Origin of the sequence: Chthonomonas calidirosea T49, assembly GCF_000427095.1 — a bacterium.
GTDB lineage: Bacteria > Armatimonadota > Chthonomonadetes > Chthonomonadales > Chthonomonadaceae > Chthonomonas > Chthonomonas calidirosea.
On sequence record NC_021487.1, the window covers coordinates 2685619 to 2704922 of the forward strand.

General features: G+C 54.8%; 17 protein-coding genes. 7 read left to right on the forward strand and 10 right to left on the reverse strand.

Annotated features, from left to right (window positions below; genetic code table 11):
* Nucleotides 1-89: 89 nt before the first annotated feature.
* Nucleotides 90-1358 carry an MFS transporter gene (locus CCALI_RS11200; protein ID WP_016483598.1) on the reverse strand — a complete coding sequence of 423 codons (1269 nt, stop codon included), beginning with the start codon at nucleotides 1356-1358 and terminating at the stop codon, nucleotides 90-92.
* Between the two features lie 141 nt (nucleotides 1359-1499).
* Here CCALI_RS11200 and CCALI_RS11205 point away from each other — a divergent pair, with 141 nt between their 5' ends.
* The 6 genes from CCALI_RS11205 (at nucleotide 1500) to CCALI_RS11235 (ending at nucleotide 6519) form a co-directional block, all read left to right on the forward strand.
* Nucleotides 1500-1871, forward strand: a complete 372-nt coding sequence (locus tag CCALI_RS11205) for a phage holin family protein (RefSeq protein WP_016483599.1) — start codon at nucleotides 1500-1502, stop codon at nucleotides 1869-1871.
* A 21-nt stretch (nucleotides 1872-1892) separates the two neighbouring features.
* On the forward strand, nucleotides 1893-2234 hold the full coding sequence (locus tag CCALI_RS11210) for a histidine triad nucleotide-binding protein (protein ID WP_016483600.1): 342 nt from the start codon (nucleotides 1893-1895) through the stop codon (nucleotides 2232-2234).
* Between the two features lie 187 nt (nucleotides 2235-2421).
* Nucleotides 2422-2856, forward strand: coding sequence for a DUF1844 domain-containing protein (locus CCALI_RS11215; protein ID WP_016483601.1), 435 nt, complete (start codon nucleotides 2422-2424; stop codon nucleotides 2854-2856).
* Between the two features lie 155 nt (nucleotides 2857-3011).
* A complete protein-coding gene (gene glmU / locus CCALI_RS11220) occupies nucleotides 3012-4484 on the forward strand; it encodes a bifunctional UDP-N-acetylglucosamine diphosphorylase/glucosamine-1-phosphate N-acetyltransferase GlmU (protein ID WP_016483602.1) in 1473 nt (490 codons plus the stop codon).
* A gap of 217 nt (nucleotides 4485-4701) precedes the next feature.
* Nucleotides 4702-5664, forward strand: coding sequence for a ribose-phosphate diphosphokinase (locus CCALI_RS11230; protein WP_016483603.1), 963 nt, complete (start codon nucleotides 4702-4704; stop codon nucleotides 5662-5664).
* 9 nt (nucleotides 5665-5673) lie between these two features.
* The gene (locus CCALI_RS11235) at nucleotides 5674-6519 is read left to right on the forward strand and encodes an MBL fold metallo-hydrolase (protein ID WP_016483604.1); all 846 of its coding nucleotides are present in this window, start codon (nucleotides 5674-5676) and stop codon (nucleotides 6517-6519) included.
* Nucleotides 6520-6523: 4 nt separating this feature from the next.
* Here CCALI_RS11235 and minE read toward each other — a convergent pair whose 3' ends face one another.
* The 4 genes from minE to CCALI_RS11255 form a co-directional block, all read right to left on the reverse strand.
* The gene (gene minE / locus CCALI_RS11240) at nucleotides 6524-6799 is read right to left on the reverse strand and encodes a cell division topological specificity factor MinE (RefSeq protein ID WP_016483605.1); all 276 of its coding nucleotides are present in this window, start codon (nucleotides 6797-6799) and stop codon (nucleotides 6524-6526) included.
* A 25-nt stretch (nucleotides 6800-6824) separates the two neighbouring features.
* Entirely contained in the window at nucleotides 6825-7640 is an 816-nt protein-coding gene (gene minD, locus CCALI_RS11245; RefSeq protein WP_016483606.1) for a septum site-determining protein MinD, read from the reverse strand.
* Between the two features lie 243 nt (nucleotides 7641-7883).
* Nucleotides 7884-8483, reverse strand: a complete 600-nt coding sequence (locus CCALI_RS11250; protein ID WP_016483607.1) for an anti-sigma factor family protein — start codon at nucleotides 8481-8483, stop codon at nucleotides 7884-7886.
* An 81-nt stretch (nucleotides 8484-8564) separates the two neighbouring features.
* On the reverse strand, nucleotides 8565-9203 hold the full coding sequence (locus CCALI_RS11255) for a sigma-70 family RNA polymerase sigma factor (protein ID WP_016483608.1): 639 nt from the start codon (nucleotides 9201-9203) through the stop codon (nucleotides 8565-8567).
* Nucleotides 9204-9383: 180 nt separating this feature from the next.
* Here CCALI_RS11255 and CCALI_RS11260 point away from each other — a divergent pair, with 180 nt between their 5' ends.
* On the forward strand, nucleotides 9384-11573 hold the full coding sequence (locus CCALI_RS11260; protein ID WP_016483609.1) for a S53 family peptidase: 2190 nt from the start codon (nucleotides 9384-9386) through the stop codon (nucleotides 11571-11573).
* Nucleotides 11574-11611: 38 nt separating this feature from the next.
* Here the strand turns inward: CCALI_RS11260 and CCALI_RS11265 are convergent, their stop codons facing one another.
* From CCALI_RS11265 to CCALI_RS11280, 5 genes are all read right to left on the reverse strand, one after another.
* Entirely contained in the window at nucleotides 11612-12541 is a 930-nt protein-coding gene (locus CCALI_RS11265; RefSeq protein WP_016483610.1) for a FixH family protein, read from the reverse strand.
* 18 nt (nucleotides 12542-12559) lie between these two features.
* On the reverse strand, nucleotides 12560-13780 hold the full coding sequence (locus tag CCALI_RS11270; RefSeq protein WP_016483611.1) for a hypothetical protein: 1221 nt from the start codon (nucleotides 13778-13780) through the stop codon (nucleotides 12560-12562).
* 22 nt (nucleotides 13781-13802) lie between these two features.
* Nucleotides 13803-15002 (reverse strand): multicopper oxidase family protein, encoded by a 1200-nt coding sequence (locus tag CCALI_RS11275; protein ID WP_016483612.1) that lies wholly within the window; start codon nucleotides 15000-15002, stop codon nucleotides 13803-13805.
* A gap of 341 nt (nucleotides 15003-15343) precedes the next feature.
* Nucleotides 15344-15574: a hypothetical protein gene (locus tag CCALI_RS16200; RefSeq protein ID WP_155850544.1), complete on the reverse strand. Its 231-nt coding sequence runs from the start codon at nucleotides 15572-15574 to the stop codon at nucleotides 15344-15346.
* A 101-nt stretch (nucleotides 15575-15675) separates the two neighbouring features.
* The gene (locus tag CCALI_RS11280) at nucleotides 15676-19227 is read right to left on the reverse strand and encodes a CRTAC1 family protein (RefSeq protein WP_016483613.1); all 3552 of its coding nucleotides are present in this window, start codon (nucleotides 19225-19227) and stop codon (nucleotides 15676-15678) included.
* Nucleotides 19228-19304 lie beyond the last annotated feature (77 nt).

Consider the following 19304-nt stretch of genomic DNA (forward strand, 5'->3'; position numbering starts at 1 on the left):
TTCTCTCCATAAAATAGGGGAGGGTTTGTCTACCCTCCTACTATACGTCCAAAACGCACACGTCTTTCTCATGTGACGCACGGTGCGGGTTATACCGCCACCGCTTGCTCCTCTCTGAGGGCGGCAATGCGTTCCACATCCTCATCTCGGAAGGTAAACATGTAGGCCACGGCGCAGATCAGCGTGGTGATGGCGGGAAGAATGAACACCGGTGGCCAATCGGTTTGGCCGTTCACGGTGAAATGCTGTTGTACCCATCCGCTAAAGTAGCTACCGATGACGTTACCAACGCCCAAAGTGAAGAAGTTGATCATGTTTTGGGCGCTTGCCCGAATATCGCGCGGCGCCACGCGGTCTATGTAGAGCTGCTGTACCACCATGACAAAGGCATAGCCGAAGCCGTGCAGGCCCAACGAGGCCACCACAAGCCAGAGCGGTTTTTGAAGCGCAAAAATAAAATAGCGCAACGGCCACGCAAAACTGCCGATGAGTAGGCACCAGCGCATGCCAAATTTTGGCAACCAAAGCGGCAACAGCACGCCCAGCGCGATGACCTCGGTGGCTTGACTAATGGACTTGGTGATGGGGATGAGGTTGCGCGGTATGTGCAGGCTGTCGAGGAAGGGGGCCGAGAGATTATAGAAAAACATGAACTCCGTGGCGGCAAAGAAGGAGATGATGATAAAGATGGTGAAGCCGGGCACCTCTCGAAAAAGACGAAATGCCTCGCGAAAGGCTAGAGGATCTACCTTCTTCTCTTTCACGGGCGGCGTGTTCGGAAGGATAAAGAAACAGGTGACGGCCATCACGAGGTTGAGGATGCCGGTAAGCATCATCTCTGCGATGGGGGTGTTGAGGTTTTCCGCCTGATAGTGGGTGAGCCGTGTATAGGCTAAGTAGAGAAATGCGGCCACAATCCACCCGATGGTGCCCGCCGTACGAATGATGGAGAACTCGCGTTCACGAATCTTTTCGTTCTCCACATAGCGCGAAACATGGTGCAAGGTAATGGAGTTCGTGATGCCCAACGTGGGGGCAAAAACGAGCGACCATGCCAGCATGGAGGCATAGAGGCCGATGACGGAATGCTGGTGTGCCATGGTAAAGGCTGCAATGGCCGCGAGAATATGGGCAATCCCGAGGAATATCTGGCTAGGCATGAAGCGGTCGGCAATCTGCCCGCCGATGAAGGGGGTGATGACGCACCCAAGCCAGAAGGCTCCGAAGATCGCGCCCGTACTGGTAGCGCTGATCCCTCGATGTTCTAATGTGTCGCTGATGATAGGCATCCAGGCACCCCAGGCGGCATACTCCCAAAACATCATGAGAATTAGGCGCATCCGTAAGAAAAAAGGCATGGGTTCTCTTTACTCCTCTCTCTATTTCTCGAAACTGCTCTATATATACACCTTCGCCTAAGCGACTTCCTGCAGACCGCTGTGAGAGGGGTATACTTTTAGCGTGGCGAATCCCCTATGCAATTTTGAGGAGGTGTAGCTGTGCGCAATTGGATTACCCGATGGGCTGTGAGTGCGCTCGCGCTCTACATTCTGGTTCAGTTCTACCCAAGCATTCAGATTCACGCAAAGGGAACGGAGTATGTGGTCACCATCCTCTTGGTATCGGTCATATTAGGGCTGTTTAACTCGTTGATTCGTCCCATCATCCTCTTTTTTGCCTGGCCTATCAACTGCCTCACGTTTGGGCTATTTGGATTTGCTCTGAATGTGGCCTGTTTTTGGATTCTGGGCACAGTGCTTCCTACCTTTCGTATCACCAGTCCAAAGGCCGCCCTGTTCGGCTTTATCGCGATGGGACTTATTAGCGGACTTCTCAACTTCTTTTTAAAGGATAGGGGAGAGCGCAGTTAAACATTTAGGGAGATAGGAGTTATGGCAGAAAACTGTGTGTTTTGTCGGATCGCTGAAGGAAGCATTCCGGCAGAGAAGGTGTACGAGAACGACGAGTTTGTGGCCTTTCGCGATCTGAACCCGCAGGCCCCGGTACATGTCCTGCTGATACCTCGCCAACACTTCGCCACTCTTTTGGACGTAGAGGACACCGCTCTGCTTGGCCGAGCTTTGCGTTGCGTGCAGGAGGTGGCCAAGCAGTTGGGGCTTGCCGACGACGGTTTTCGTGTGGTGGTGAACTGTCGGGAAAATGGTGGACAGACAGTTTATCATCTTCATTGGCACATTCTTGGTGGTCGTTTTATGACGTGGCCTCCCGGCTAACACTCTAGGGGCGACAGATGCCTTGGCCTTCTCACACGCGATAAGGAGAACCCCACTCTGGAAGACTTACCTAGTCCTGTATAGCAAAAATTTCTTGGTAATTGGCCTCGATCTGTGCTATACTCTCTTCTGCAGAAGGGCAAGAGATGGGAAATTAGAGGGTTCAGGAGCCTGAGGGAGGGGGACGATGGAAGATCAGACACCGGATTTTCGTGTGATAGACCGTCGCGCGTCAACCGCCGCCGAGCGTGAGGAGGCGGAGCCATCGTCTGTAGAAGCGTCATCATCTCAGCCAACAGCCGATACGGTATCCCCCAAGAGCGAAGAGGGGATGCCAAGCCCGGAGATGTTGTTGCCTCTCATTGCTTTACAGATGGAGGTAAAACAGCTGGCGTTAGCGCTCGTAGGTATTTTTGATGCTCATGCGTGGCGCGCTTTGGGGCTTCATGCAAACCCTAAAACCGGCCAAGCCGAGGAGAACCTACCGGCGGCGCAGCTTGCCATAGACTGTATGCAGTTTCTTTTGAGCAAAGTGGAGCGCGATCTGCCGGAGCAGGAGTTGCGTGAACTGCGACGTCGTTTAACCGATCTACGCCTTAACTACGCTGCTCGTGCCAAATGAAGGCGTGTTCTAGGCCGCACTTCTCCCTTTGAAACGCCTCTGACACGGCTAGGTGGCGGATTCTTTCTCCTCCAATTGGGGGAAAGATAGGCTGAAGGCGGGCATAGGGGGCCTTTCTGTGCTCGAAAGCGATTTCGTCGGATGGAGTTATCTGCATGACACACGCCACTTACCAAGATGTCTCTTCTGAAGGGGAACAGCCCTTGCCGCCCACGGTAGCTGTACTGCTTGCGGCCGGCAAATCTACCCGTATGCGCTCGCGTCTACCAAAATCGCTGCATCCTCTTTGCGGTTTGCCCGTTACGGCGCATGTGGTTCGGGCCTGTAGGGAGGCCGGCGTCGAGCGCGTGATCGTGGTGGTGGGGCATGAAGCGGAGCGGGTGCGCTCGGGGCTTATTGAGGCGATACCGGATGGGCACCTACTGGAGTTTGCGCATCAAGAGCGGCCTCTGGGCACCGGAGATGCTGTGCGCGCTGCTCAAAGCCTTTTGGCAAGCTGGCCACATACTGTGCTTGTATTAGCCGGAGATACCCCCCTATTGCGCCCACAGACTCTTCGACAGCTTGTTGAGACCAGAGTGCGGACTCATGTTCCCGCTGTTATGTTGACGATGGAGCTGCAAAACCCGACCGGTTACGGTCGTATTCTTCGTGATGAGAAGGGGCGTGTGATCGGGGTTGTGGAGGAGCGTGATGCCACGCCGGAGCAGCGCCGATGTTGCGAATGCAATTCGTCTATCTATGCCTTTGATGGATCGCGGCTTTGGGAGGCGCTTGCCCAGCTGCGCCCAAACAACGCTCAAGGAGAGTACTACCTTACGGACGTCATCGGCTGGTTTGTGCAGCAAGGGGCACCTGTGGAAACGGTGGCCTTGGAAGACCCCAAGGAGGCGCTAGGTATTAACACACGGGTAGAGCTTGCACAGGTTGCGGCGTTGCTGAGGGCGCGTCTATTGGAAGACCTTATGCTCTCCGGAGTAACCGTGGTAGACCCCATGAGCACCTGGATAGATGTAGATGTAACGGTTGGGCAAGACAGCGTTATTCACCCAAATACGCTCTTGTTAAGGGGAACACAGGTCGGAGAAGAGTGCGTTTTGGGACCGTTTGCGCGTATTGAAGGATGTCGGCTGGGGAATCGGGTGCAGGTGTACGCTTCTTGGCTAGTCGATAGCGTATTAGAAGATGATGTGCGTGTCGGCCCCTATGCCCAGGTTCGTCCCAACTCGCATTTAGGGGCAGGGGTGCGTATAGGGAACTTTGTGGAGCTTAAGAACGCCACACTGGGCCCGCGTGTCCAGGCGTCGCATCTCTCCTATCTGGGCGATGTGGAGATAGGGGAGGGAACCAATATTGGCGCCGGCACCATAACCTGTAACTACGATGGTTACCAAAAGCACCGTACACGGATAGGTTCTCGCGCCTTTATCGGCTCCCACTCTACGCTAGTGGCGCCGGTGGAGGTTGGTGAGGGTGCTTTCGTGGCAGCGGGCTCTGTGATCACGGCCAACGTGCCCGCCGATGCGTTGGCCATCGCCCGCTCCTACCAGACGGTGAAGGAGGGGTGGGCGGCAGACTATAGGCAACGCAAAGCCAATAAAGGGGAGCAGAAGAACGCCTCTAAATAAGGTAGATTCTATAAACGAAATTTTTTGCGTTTCGTGTGCGCGCAATAGGCAACCAATTCTGGTTTTGCGTGAAAATTGGCGCATCTAGGGGTACGCGGAGGACGAGCAGACCATCTAAAAGAGCGGGAGGGCCGTGCCCTATTTTGCCCGCCGAAAGAACACCGTCCTGCGAGGCGGTATCTGAGCGATTACAGGCCCTATGGCAAGGAGAGAGCGGATGCAAACCAACACCCTGCGCGTTTTCACAGGGAACGCCAACCCGGAGTTGGCGGCAAAAATTGCTCGAGAGCTTGGTATCGAGCTTGGTGCGATACAGGTCAGTAAGTTCTCCGACGGTGAGATTGGGGTGAAGATCGAGGAGAGCGCGCGCGGTCAAGACATCTTTATTATTCAGCCTACGTGTGCTCCGGTGAACGACAACCTCATGGAACTGCTCATTATGATAGATGCGTTTCGGCGGGCCTCTGCCCGTCGAATCACCGTAGCGTTGCCTTACTACGGCTATGCACGCCAGGACAAGAAGGTGCGTCCTCGCGAGCCGGTAACCGCGCGCTTGGTGGCCAACCTCATCACCACGGCAGGTGCTAGCAGGGTGCTGTGCGTAGACCTGCATGCCGGCCAAATTCAGGGGTTTTTCGACCTACCGGTTGACCATCTCTACGCCGGCCCTATTATCGCCGAATATCTGCGCTCTGAAGGGCTGTATAACGGGAATACGGTGGTTGTATCGCCCGACGTAGGCGGCGTGGCGCGTGCGCGCGCCTTAGCCGAACACCTCAATACCCCTATTGCCATTATTGCCAAGCGGCGACCCGCGCCCAATAAAGTGGAGATCATGGAGATCATCGGGGATGTGGAAGGCAAAACGTGCGTGATGATTGACGATATGATTGACACGGCTGGAACGATTGTACAAGGAGCTGAAGCGCTGATGGAGCGGGGAGCCGCCGCTGTTCATGCCTGTTGCACACACGCTGTGTTGTCGGGCAGAGCGGTGGAGCGTATCCAGTGCTCTCCCCTTGAAACCCTCGTGGTAACGGATACGGTGCCTCTGCCGGAGAACAAGCGTATCCCCAAGATCAAGGTGCTTTCGGTGGCGCCTCTTATTGCCGATGCCATCCGACGCATTCACGAGGATAGCTCGGTGAGTGAGCTGTTTATTAACTATGGGCATCATTAGAGAGCGGCCATGAGAAGCGAATCGAAGGTGCGCGTCGCCACAGCCCAGACGCATACGCGGCTTCTTGAGGACATCGCACGGCCTTGTGACCCAACGGAGCGGGGTGCGTTTTGGTGGTTAGGTCAACACACCTTTGTGGTACGGGTGGGTGCATTGGTTTTCTACATTGATCCCTGGTTTGCCGCCTGGGAATCGCGGTGTAATCCGCCGCCGCTTACCCCTGCAGAGGGGCGTTATGCCGATTTTGTGTTGGTAACCCATGGCCATGGCGACCACCTTTGTCCAGAGACCCTGCGTGCCATGGTTCAAGCCTCGCCCAAAGCGCTTTTTGTGTGTCCCCCCACCGAAACCGAGAGAATGCTTCAGGAGGCGCTCATCCCCGCCGAACGTTTAAGACCTCTCAATGCCGGTGGAGTTTTAGAGGAGCGAGGAGCGCGTATTACGGCCATTAAAAGCAAACATGAGTTCTTCGACGAAAAGCCCGAAGTGGGCTTTCCCTACTTAGGCTATGTAGTAGAAGCAGACGGCTTGCGGTTCTACCACTCCGGCGATACGATTATGTATGAGGGGTTGCTCTCGACCCTGCAGCAATGGCCGCATTTCGACGTGCTCTTTTTGCCTATTAACGGGCGCGATGCCGAACGCTATCGTCGGGGCATCATAGGCAACTTCACTTTCCAAGAGGCTGTGGAACTTGCCGGCGAGCTGCGTCCTCGACTTGTAGTCCCTTCGCATTACGATATGTTCGTGGGCAACCAAGAGGACCCAACGAAGTTCACCCAATTTTTGGAGGCCAAATATCCTGGAGTGCCGTATTGGATAGGGCCGATTGGGGAACGAGTGTCGCTGCCGTGAAGGGTTACTCTAGCTTTTCTGTGTAGATACGCCGTATGGGGACGTTGGCAATGAGGGCGACGGTGTTGTTTTCCCGCTCCACATTCATCTCCAAGGCGCTCTCATCAATGTCCATATAGCGCGACAGCACTTTAAGGATCTCGATACGCATCTCGTCCATGATGGCCGGGGAGATAGCAGCCCGATCGTGCATCAACACCAGGTGTAGGCGGTCTTTGGCCACGCTCCGTGGCGATCGGCTTCCCCGCCCGAACAGTTTCTCTAGAATATTCATTGCCATGGCTCCGCTCCTCTCTCCCGAACGTCTATCTCTTTCCGGCAAACATCTTGCGCAGCCGCTCTAAAAGGCCGGTTTTTTCTTCTAATTCCGAAAAAGGCACCTCTTCTCCGCGAAGGCGACGTGCGATGTTGTGAAAGGCTCGCCCTGCCAGGCTGTTTTCGCTGAGAACAGCAGGCTCGCCGCGATTTGTGGAGGTGATGATGCTCTCGTCGTCGGGCACGATGCCCAAAAGGCGTACCGATTTACCGAGCACCTCCTGCACATCCTCTACACCGAGCATCTCCTGGTTTTTCACCATCTGCACGCGAATACGGTTTACAACGAGCATGGGGTCGCGCAGCTCTTGCGCTTCGAGCAGGCCGATGATGCGATCGGCGTCACGTACGGAGGCCATTTCAGGGTTCGTTACCACGATCGCCTCGGTAGCGCCGGCGGTGGCGTTGCGAAACCCCTGTTCAATGCCGGCAGGGCAGTCGATGAGGATAAACCCGAACCCCTCGTCTTTTAGCTCTGTGATGACCTGCTGCATTTGGCGAGGGCTTACGGCGCTTTTATCGCGCGTTTGCGCTGCGGGAAGCAGAACGAGGTTTTGGTGACGTTTATCGCGCACAAGCGCTTGGCGCAGTTTTGCACGGCCTTCCACCACATCCACAATGTCGTATACGATGCGGTTTTCAAGGCCTAGGGCGAGATCGAGGTTGCGCAGCCCGATATCCGCATCCACCAAGGCCACTTTGTCGCCGAGCGCGGCGAGGGCTACGCCTATGTTGGCCGTGGTGGTGGTTTTGCCAACACCGCCTTTACCAGAGGTGATGACAATGACCCGTGCTTCACATGTCATGGAGGGCGTTCTCCTAAAAGGGTGATCTTGCTGCAATTAGATGGATATTATACCCGCTCCTTTCGCGCCTCCTTCTCCTAAAAACTATCCTCCGTTTAAAATGTGGAGCGCGATCGTCTCGGTCACAATCAAAATCTCAAGCGCGAAATCGATCCCCTGAACGCTTGGAGGTGCCCAGAAATCGGCAAAAAAAGAGAAGCTCTTCGCGAAGAAGAGCTTCTAATAGAGGATGGGGAACGGATGTTAGTGGTTCGGGAAAGTGAACGGCAAGAAACGCTGGTGGTACAGGATAGAGAACGAAGAAGGGAACGTTTCAGGATGGAGCGGGAGAATAGGCTCGGCGTTCTGATAGGTAACCGGTTGGGTAGGAACAAAGGTATAGGAAGGCGATTCTTCACTGTCGCTTGGGGTAAGCATATCGTTGGTAAACGTGGAGGCAACAGTGTTGCCGCCTGAATGCCAAAGGATGGTAGGCGGCTGATGATGCTTGCGGTAAGCAAGAAAAGCCAGTAGAATGCAGAATGTAACCATGAGAACCGTGAAGCGCGGAGAGAGTTTGGGTGGTGCAAATAGCTCTCTTAGGAAATGCTGCCAGTTGAAGCTTTGCACTACAGAAGGGCCAGTTTGAGTGTCGAGACGACGAGCGATCTGTTCCGGAATATCGCATCGTGGCACTTTTACCCGTAGGGAAGAAAGGAGCCGCTTCGTTGTAAGAAGCTCCTGTTGTTCTTTACGGCACGCTGCGCAGCGTTGCAGGTGCAGGGTAACAAACCGATACTCGTCTTCAGATAGCTCGCCATCAATATAAGCAGAAAGAAGAGATTTCACTTTGTAGCAGATCACTCTTAGGCTCTCCTATCTCTCTAGTTTTCCTCTATGTAAAAGTTGATAAACCGACTGCGAAAAGGAGCAATAGGCCAAATTTTAAGCTGTTTCCTCTATGCCCAAGCCGGTGTACGAATCGTTTTCGTCATCGGCGGTCTCTTCTTTGGGAAAGATGTTCAGTTTCTTGCGCAACATTTTGCGACCCCGGTGCAGCCGCGAACGAACGGTTCCCAACGAGCAGCCCATGCTTTGGGCGATCTCCTCGTACGAAAGCCCCTCGATATCTGCAAGCACAACGGCCACACGAAACTCTACGGGAAGAGAGTTAAGGGCGAGTTGCAGGTTTTCTTCGAGGGTTTGGTTCATGAGGATGGTTTGTGGATCGGAATCGGGGTCGGGAATTTCGAGGAGGATATCGCTATCATTATCGTTACCGGGGAGAGGTTGGTCGAGAGACTGGATGTGGCATTTGGGTTTTTTGCGAAGCTCGTCAATGAAGACACGTGACATGATGCGGTAGAGCCAATTTTCAAAGGGCATCGATCGGTTATAGCGATCGAAGAAGCGATAGGCACGGAGAAACGATTCTTGAGTAAGGTCTTCAGCGTCGGCATGGTTGCCTGTGAGACGGTAGGCGATGTTGTAGGCTTGCCGATGACATCGCCGCACGAGGCGGTCGAACTCCTCACGATCGTTTTGTGCCTTTGCCGATGTGGTGACGAGATTCGCAATATCCATTTCTTTGCAGCCTCCTCTTTGCCTTACGGCTTCTTTTGAGGCAGAAGTTCCCGTCTATCCTTTTTTCGAGAAGAGGGGAGGCCTATGTAGAGACCTATGTAGCCGTGTTATAATAAGACTAGGTTTGCTTCGTATACGCTCGAGCCTTTATGGCGGCGATTCCTGAAGAGGAGGATCTCCATGTCTAGATGTACCCAACTTTGCAACGTGTTGAGAAGCAATAGGGCTTATGGGTGGGTGCTGTTTCTTGTGACCATTGTGCTTACGTCCACGAGGGCGGTGGCGCAAGCGCCTTTGCAGCGTTTACCTGGACATCTGCCCTCCATTATGGCTCTCTCACATCCGGTGGCTAGAACGGAGCCGAATGAGGTGCTTTCGCTGACACTGGTGTTACCGTTGCACCATCAGCAACAGCTTCAACAACTGATCCAACGACTGTACGACCCATCGGATCCGTTGTACGGCCACTATCTTACGCCCCAGCAGTTCACCGCGTTGTTCTCGCCAACGCCTCAGGAGTACGCCCAAGTTGCCTCATGGGCGCAAGCTCAAGGTTTTCGTGTGGTTGGAATCCACCGGAATCGCCTGTTGCTTGATGTTGAGGCGCCCGCTTCCACTGTAGAGAAGGCCTTTGGGCTGCATCTCCTTCAGTTTGTAGGGCCCGATGGCCGACTCTTTCGCGCTCCCGACCGCAATCCCGAAGCACCGCCAGTGCCTCTCGCGGGCGTGGTTGGGCTGGATACCGCAGCCGATATCCACCCCTTTGTTCATGTATTTTCTCAAGCCTACAATGTGTTTGGAGTAGGCCCGCGTGGTGGCACAGGCCCGAATGGCGGCTTATCTCCTTCCGATATTAAAACCGCCTATAGCTTCCCCACGGCACAAACCGGTGCAGGCCAAACTTTGGGGCTTTTAGAGCTTGACGGTTATAATCCGTCGGATATTCTTGGATATGAAAACTACTTCCATTTACCCAATGTCCCCTTGCAGAACGTACTGATAGACGGTTTCGACGGCAAACCGGGCAGTGGCGCCATTGAGGTGACATTCGATATCGAGCTCATGGTGGGACTGGCACCTGGGGCTTCGCGAATCCTCGTCTACGAGGGGCCTAATACGGCTTCGGGTTATATAGATACTTGGGCGCGTATCGCCAACGATAACCTCGCTAAACAGGTCTCCACCTCTTGGGGGGCCCCAGAGGATCAGATGCCACCAAGCATTATTCAAGCAGAGAACATCATCTTCATGCAGATGGCCACACAAGGACAAACCGTCTACGCAGCCTCCGGTGATAACGGGGCCTATGACGATGGCACAACGTTGAGCGTGGACGACCCAGCATCTCAACCCTACATGGTTGGTACCGGGGGGACACGGCTCTACACGGTAAGCCCAGGTGGCGCTTGGAGCCAGGAGATCGGCTCGGTGATAAGCGGTGGAGGCATTAGCGCCGTGTGGTCTATCCCTTCCTATCAGCAGGGGATGATCTCGGCAGCCTCTAAAGGTTCGACCACCATGCGCAACGTACCGGATGTAGCGCTTAATAGCGATATTGGCTATGCTGTGCTTTTGAAGGGTAGCTGGATCAATGTGGGAGGCACAAGTGCCTGCGCGCCCTCTTGGGCGGCCTTCACGGCTCTGGTGAATGAGGCTCGTGCTCAGGCAAATCTACCCCCACTGGGGTTCGCCAACCCCGCGCTCTATGCCATTGCCCGTAATGCAACGCATTATGCGCAGGACTTTCATGATATTACGATCGGCAACAATAAGTATTATCAGGCCGTGCCCGGCTATGACGATGTCACCGGCTTAGGCACTCCTATTGCTGCAAACCTGCTAACGGATCTCGCCTCAGCCTCTTTGCCAAGCCCAACTCCTACGAACCTCATTGGGAACCCTGGTTTCGAGCAGGGCGCTAGCAACCCCGCACCGTGGCAGGTTTCCAGCCCCTCGATCATTAACGATAGTCCACAGGAACCGCCTCACTCCGGCCAGTGGGACGCTTGGCTTGGTGGGCATAACCAGCCTCAAACCGACACTCTGGAACAGCTAGTTACCTTCCCGACTTATATTACAGGCATACCTTACTTCTCTTTCTACCTTCATATTGACACGCAACAGCGTACCAACCGGGTTGTGGACACGCTTACCGTGCAGTTTATAGATCCCAACACAGGACGTGTAATGTGGTCACTTCCGACCTTCTCCAATCTCAACGCACGTCCTGGCTATTTCTATGTGCGTGGAGCCTATCGTACAACCGCGTTTTCAGGTAAAACACTGCTGCTGCGGATAACCGCACGTCAGACAACCAACGTACCTACGAATTTTGTAGTGGATGACTTTAGTCTGACGATTAATCATTAGTGAGAACAACATGAGTAGGGGGCAGGGCCTTGCGCCCCCTACTCTGCCTTTACCTCAAAATCGAAATTCTGCACAAAGGGCTTTGCGTTTGGCGGTGCTATGCGCAACGTAACTCGCCACGGCCCTAACATGGTGAATTCGACTTGGGTAGAGTAGACCCCGTCTTTCTCGACGACCTTCGGGTGCGCCGTGCCCATGTTCATGCTTGTCATGGTCACAGAGACCTGCACTTTAGCTCCCTTTACCGGTTCGCCTTGCGGGTTGAGCACACGAAAGACAAGAGTATTTTTTCCGATCTGAGGCTTGTCAAGTGGCTGAGTGAGCTCTACATGCCAGGGCTGAGGTTGAGACCAAGGCGTTTTTGAACCAACGTCGAAGAGAAAGTCGCTGTGAAACTTGCCTGGAACGCCAGCATCAACTACTCGCACTTGCCACGGGCCGAGCATGGAGAAGGTGGGTTTTACAACATAGTGCCCTGGTTCCACCTCTTCTACGGTTGGATGTGCCACTCCCATATCCATGTTGGTCATCTCGACCGTGGCCTGTAGCTTAAGACCGCTGAGCGGTTTGCCATCGGGGCCGCTGATAAAGAGATCGAGTTGGTTTTGGCCTACTTTGGGTGGGTTAGGGGTTATAGTAGCCCGAACCTGCTGACCGTTAGGGGAAGGCGACACCGTTTCGGGCGCACTGGAAGCCCTATCCGTACGCATACTCATGTGTTCCATACCGGAACCACCGATCATCATGAGGTTCATCATGGTGATCTCCGCCGTTTTTGTGCCAAAGCCGGTAAGCGCGCTCCAATCCTCCTTCCCAGTCACCACATAGGTCTTTTGTGGGCGCAGTATTGGCATATCCTTCATGCTTTCTTGGTCTGTAGTTTGGGGCAGCGCCGATGCTGCGAGCGCATTCAGCGCGACCATGGTCGTTATAAGGATGGTTTGTATTTTCCCAATTCGTTGCTTCATGGTTTTCTATCCTCTCTTCTACTCTGGGATGTACTGGTGCTGTAGGTTTTGGAGGGTTCGGCGAGGGCCGATGTGTTGGTTAAAGATGCTTTGAAAATGGAACACGAACCCTATTTCAAACCGGTTTTCATCCTTCGGTTGCCCTACTGCGGCAGCATAAGCACCTGCTCGATGCTGGTAGACATACTGGAAAACGAGGTCAAAGCCGTCTCCAAGGCGTTTTGCACCGGTAAGTGCCAGAGCAAAGGTGTTGGCATCGTGCACACGAGCATAGTTGCGGAAGCCTGCGGTAAGAGCGACCTCATAGCCCGGAACACCATTGAGTGCATAGAGATAGCGCAAGGAGAGCGCCACGGAGTTGGCTGCCGCGCGGTAGGTATCGGCGAACCCAGTGAAACTGTGGAGGCCGTTGCTGAAGCTGTAGATATCGAGCAGACGCAGATCAAGGCGATGAATGGGGTCGGGTGCGATGTTGTAGATGATCCCACCATAGAGGACATCGGACGGCCCGCCTTGGGTGCTTCCAACCGTTTGATGCTCGTAACCAAGCCCCCAAAACGGTATCTTGACGATGCTTTCTAAGGCCGGTGGGGCCTCGTAGCGAAAGGTAAGTCCATAGGAGTTGATGCCGGTCTGGCCGGCGCCAGGGGCTGCCGTTTGCAGGAGATGCTGCACGTGCAGGTTGAGGAAGTTGCGTAGGTGGCTGTTCCATTCGATGGCGGCAACGTTGCTGTAACGCGTTTCATCGGCAATGGCTCCGTTGGAAAAAGGATTGGGCAGGTTCACGAACTCGTTAAGGTCATCTCCACGCAGGGTAGGGAAGTCGAAAAGGTGAGTAGGGGTGTTCGATCGGCCGATATAGGCCTCGAAAGGTTGGGTTTGATAGTCGAGGTAGAGTTGGCTAAGCAGGAGGCTGGTTTTGCTGACTGCCTCGCTTTCTCCGGTCGTTACCGTGCCGATGACCAGGCTGCCGATGCCTCCATGATAGAGCCGCTGAGAGATGCCGAGCAGAAGGGACGAATCGGAGAAATCCAGGTTGGTGGTGCTGCCGGAGCCGGTTGGTGGCGGTGCAGGGCGCGGCACCTGATAGTTTAGGGTGGCAACGCCAGTGCCATCAAGCTCGATTTGGGGGGCGATGGTGGGTTTTTCAGGGATAGGGCCCGCCGACCCCTGTGCCACCGCTTGCCGACAGGTTAAGACGACAGCGAGAACAACGAAAATAGGTATCCATTTATACATTCGTAATTTTTCTCCTTTGTTTTTAAGAGTTCACCGCCACGTAGTCCAGCACGTGCACGCCGGCCTCCGCCATGTCGTCGTACATGAGCATCGTCATCATTCCCCCAGGTGCGACCCCATTATTCGTAGAGGCGAGATCGCTATGATCGTGGAAGTGCCAACTGCCCGGGTTGTTGCCGTGAATGATGATGTCGCAGGTGCCCCCGGGAAACACGGGGATGGTGTTCCGTTGAATAGGGGAGGACAGGGGCGCACCATCTCTGCAGACCTCCCAGAAATCATGGCCGTGAAGGTGCATGAAGTGAGGCATAAACCCGGCATTAATGAGCCGCACTCTTATAAACTCGCCCCGACGAATTCGGAGAGGCTCTGTCATGGGGTAGGAGACCCCATTGATCATGAAGAAGTTGGGTTTAGGCGGCTCTACCGAGCCGGTAAGGCTCGGATCGTAGGGGGGTATCCAACCCTCCTCGACGGCTTTGAGGAAGGCCTCTTTGTTGACAAACCAGCCCATCATCTTTCCCGACATTTCACGCATCAGTTGCGGAGAGCCGTTCATGGCGTCCATCACATGCCCCATCTGCAACATCGCATTCATCTGCTCGCGCACCATGTTCAGGTCAATCTCGCTCAGCACCAAGGTGTAATCGCGCGTGTAGGGAAATATTTTGCGGACGGGGTCGTTGTCAGACTCCACAATCAGCGCCCCATACATGCCGGCCTGAATGTGCAGTGGAGTCATGTTATGGCAGTGATAGAAGTGAGTGCCTGCCGGTTGAGCGCGAAATAGGTACTGAAAGGTTTGTCCATAGGCCACAGGAAACTGGGTCTCCAGGGGGACACCGTCCATCTCATTGGCCAGCTGCATACCGTGCCAATGAATGGTATGAAAGTCGTGGGTTTTGTTGGTAAAGTTCACTTTCACCCATTCCCCCTCTTTCACGCGAATTTCTGGGCCGGGCACGGTTCCGTTATAGGCATAGGCGTGATATTCGATGCGCGGCAAAATCTCGTGTCGGGCGATCACTAACTCGATGTCGTATTCGTGAATGACATCGCCGGGTTTCGGCATTTCACGCGGGTTCCAGCGTGGTTCGATGCGCGTGGGGTCAAACTGTGTGGGCCATCCGTTCGAAGAGGCCGCAGAGCTGACGGTCGGTTCGGTTTGTGCATGAGCGTTGCCCATTGCCATGGCAGCGCCCACCCCGCCAACCAGCGACAAGAAGCGGCGTCGCTCTATCTGTTTTTTTAGAAAACATGGTCTATCCCTTCCTTTCTAGGTTGGTAGCAAAGCACTTACGTCTCTTCTTGAAAAAGACGCAATAATGTACTAAAGGCAGATTTGCAGAGATATTTTCCGCTATCAGATTGTGAAAGCAGGAATCGAAAGAATATCTAGCGGTCGCAATCTAGCCTTTGAAAGGAGGGGCACGAATGGAAGGAGGGGTGTTTACTGCGGATGCAACGGGAAGAGATGAACAACGATGGGAAGCGAGGAGCCGGGCCATGGCAGGTATTTGAGGGATAGGGGCCTTCGGCACCATTCCAACATACTGGAAAGCGTTATAATGAGCGAGCGCAGGGCTTTTGCCATGCAGGGTGCAGGTACATCCCAAGAAGAGGCAGGACGGAGAGGACGGGAGGTGAGGCGAGCAGCAGCATATAGAACGGTGTTTCTGGCAGCAACCAGGGTGGGTTGATGGCGGCAAAGCAGCCGTTACAGGCTGCGGCAGGAGTGCCAAAAGCCCTATCAGAATGCCGGCTACAAGCCACAGAATGCGAGGGTTGCGCCAAAACGTCACCATTTTCTCCTGTTCAACGGATACCATCTACTTTACCCTAGCCTAATACGTTTTGCGAGAGGGGAAGCGTTGCGTGATTCGGACCTCTGTGTTTCAAGGGCGAATACCCCGCATAAAGGCATAGGGAGCGACCCATCGAGTTTGATAGGTGAGCCAGTCCTGGCGATGCTTTTGGTAGACGGGATCGTCCTCTAGGGGACCGGGCGGTCGGTTGTAGTTGGGGTTGGCATGAGATGGCAGAGGCAACACCGTCTTCGAGAAGGCTGTGTTATAGTTACCATCCTTTTCCCACCCATCGCCGATCATGATGAAATCACGGGTCCAGCCAGGTGGGGGAGGCGGCAGTGCGCGAAAGGTGAGCTGTAGTTCATCGCCAGCATTCATGATCACGTATCTATCGTCTATGTGGGTTAGCAGAGGGCGGACATCGCCGTACCGTGTGTAGTAGCCGATAAGGTCGCGCCATTTCTCCACCTTGGTAGCGACTTGGTAAGAGACAGGAAGTTCCGGAGAGAAAGCGTCTTTGGCGCGGATATCGGAAAAGCCTCGATAGCGCAAAACGGCCGTGTGAACTGGCAACAGCCGGATATGGAGGGGAGTTTTCGGCAGGCCAACGGCCCAGCGAATGGCATCCCAATAGATTTCCAGGTTCGTTCGTAGACGAAGCCGTCGGGGGGCGCCGGGGCGGAACACGCCGTCGAGGTTGATCAGGATGGTTTTAAGTTTGCCTTCGGGGAACCCCATATTCTTACGCACCTCGATCCACCGGCCTTTTGCATCTGGCACCCAAAGCGAAAGGCTTTGCGGTTTGGGATAGTGGCTATGGCTGATGGCCACGTTGATGGAGCTATCGGTTGGGTGAATCCAGCCTTGGCAAACTAACCAAAGCGAGCCGGCAGAGCAGCTATTTTGTAGAAGCGAGTTTGATGCGCCCTCCTTATTGACAATCTTGTGGGTCTCACGATACGGTGCGTTCCCTTTCGTGAGAAGGGGAGCATTGCTTAGGTCGAGCTCCACCCAATGGTCGCGGGTAACGCCTTGGAATCGTCCAACGCCAAATCCACCAAGATAGCGCCCATCGCGCGCGGACAGAATGGCCGATACATCGTGCCCTTGATCATCTTTTGCCCAAGCCACCGGATGGAGAGGGCCAGTTACGATCAGTTGATGCGGAGGGGGCGGCATGGCAAAGCGCTCGTCCGTCCAAACCTCCGTGCCTTTCGGATGGTCTACAACCATAAGAGCCACATAGTCGAAAAAGTGCGTTTCCCAAAGTTCGGCGGTGATACGCACATCGTAGAGGCCATCTCGCGGCACAAGCTGATCTCCTCGAATCTTCACCCAGTCGGTGGTTTGGGGAGTACCCGCCGTCTCTTGGGCGTCTATGCGCAGCCCCAGTGGAGAGCTCCAGAGAAAGTCGGTAACAAAAGCGAACTCCTTTCCATTCCATGCCCACAAGAAGGGGCAAGAGCCGGTAAGACGGTGAGGGGCTGGCACCGAGGCGTCGGGTTTAAGCGTATCGAGAAACTCGGCGCTGGAATCGCCGTTGGGCCAAACCGTGCGCAGAACATCCACGTGCGGATAGGTGCCCAAGCCGAAGTGGACGACCGGTGTCAGAATCGGTTGCTTCTCATAGAGGAGACCGGCCCGCATCTCCATGGTGCCTCCAATAGCAAAGGAGTTGATGCGTGCATTGCCTGTAGAGGTTGTATGCGAGCGGAACTCGGTGGGGTCGGGCGCAGGGCGCAGCTCCTGCCAATGGTAGGCTTTGGGCGAGTGGGCCAACAACTCCACCGGCTTTCCCTTGGCATCGGTGCCGACGAGGTCGAGCAGGCCGTTGTTCGTAAGGTCTTCTATGGTGGTGACGGCGTACGGAAGGGTAAGGTAAGGAAGGTAGTGCCAGTGCTCATCGCAAAGCCAAATTTGTGTGGTATGTCCATCAGAGGCCACGATGTCCTCACCGCCGTTATTATCCAAATCGCCCATCAACAGAGTGGCTTTTCCCGGCAGCAGATCGTGGGGGGCGTTCGGCCAGGTGGTAAGGGGGGCGCTTTTCCATGAGGTGCTCTCTGCGTCCCAAAAGATGCGTAGGACGGCTCCGGTCGTCGTTAGGGCTAAAAGGTCTATTTCGCCATTTGGGTTCGCGTCGCCCACGGCTAGAGCGGCCAACTTTGTCGTTAGGGCAGGCCCTTTTTCCGGTTGAAACAGGCCGGAGCGCAGGTTTGCATACAGGTGGAGATGGCCTTGGGCATCCAAGAAGCAGGGGGTCGGGTTGCCGCTATCATCGAGGTCGGCCCAGGCAAAAGCACGCGCATCGGTTAGGTCAGCAAAGGGATGAAGCGGGGTGAAAGTTCCGTCCCCATTGTTGCGCAGCTCCAGGGGCTTGCCATGAAGGGGAGCGAGGATGATATCCATATTGCCATCAGCATCGAGGTCAGCTTGCCAAGCAGCTACATAGGGGGTAGTAAGGAGGGAAGCGGGCAGATGCGTTTGAGAGGTGACATCCTGAAAAGTCTGCTGGGGCGTCTGCACGTAGAGACGAAAGCCACCGGCACCCGCGAGAGCAAAATCCATTCGGGCATCGTAGTTGACATCGAGAGGAAGAATGCCATCTTTTGCGGGGGGAACGGCTGCAGAACCGCTAGGAAAGGCGAGCTGCTGTCCGTTGCCAAGCCACACGGTTTTCGCATCGGCCACATAGAGCAAGGGAGTCCCGCTGCTATCCAACCAGGTAGCCCCTGCAAGGACAGCATGGTTGAGGGGAGTAGGAACCGGTTGAGGGGTATAGGAGAGCTGTTGATCGGGTGGCGCGGGAGTGGAGGGCGGGTTGGGAAGCTTCAAAAAGTGTAAGATCGGCTCACCGATCTGGTTGGCGCTACCTGCCAGCGCCAAGCGGCTTTGAAAGTAGGTACCAGTGAGGGTAAGGCTGTTTTCCAGAAAGCGAGAGAGAAGAGCTGCTTGGCGAATATTATTCGCTTGAACGGCCGCCTTAAGCTGCGCAAAAAGCGACAAGGACTCTTTCGGAAAGGTGGCAGTTCTCGTCTGCAGCATAGAGATGGCCTGCTTAAGGGTTGCCACATCTCCTTGACGTGCGGCCACCTGGAGCAGCTGGAGTTGAGCGAAAAGGTTATCGGGTCTTTGTTGCAAAATGGCCTTAAGTTGCTGCAGTTCCTGTTGAAGCCCGGCCGGCGTGCCGAGTTGATCGTAGCTGTAGGCAAGTTCGTAGCGGGCACGAAGGTCGTTGGGGTTGAGTTGTACAGCCTTTTGGTAGTAGGAAATGGCCTCGTTAATTTTGCCCTGTTGAAACGCGAGCAGGCCGAGTAGCCGCTGAATAGCGCTGCTATTGGGGTCGAGCTGTTCGGCCTTTCGAAGGTACTGGGCTGCCTTTTGGTAGTTCGGTGGTGAGGCACGCAGCTCCATAAGGCCGAGGTCGGCCCATATGGCGGGCTCTTGCGGCGCGATTTCGCTGGCCAGTTTGAGATATTTTTTAGCGTGGCCGCCGTTATCCGCCACTTGGAGAGCGACGCTGCCAATAGTGAAATCGGAGACCAGTTGAAGATAAGAGGCGCGGGGTTTAGGAGAGCAGCCGCAAACCCAAACGATGCCGATGAACCATAGCAGGCCAAGCCGCGCCCGCTGAGACATAAGGAACAAAGAAGACTCCATTCTTTGCAGTATAGCAGAAGTGTTTTTTTCTGTGAAATAGGCTGGCGAAGCCGCCG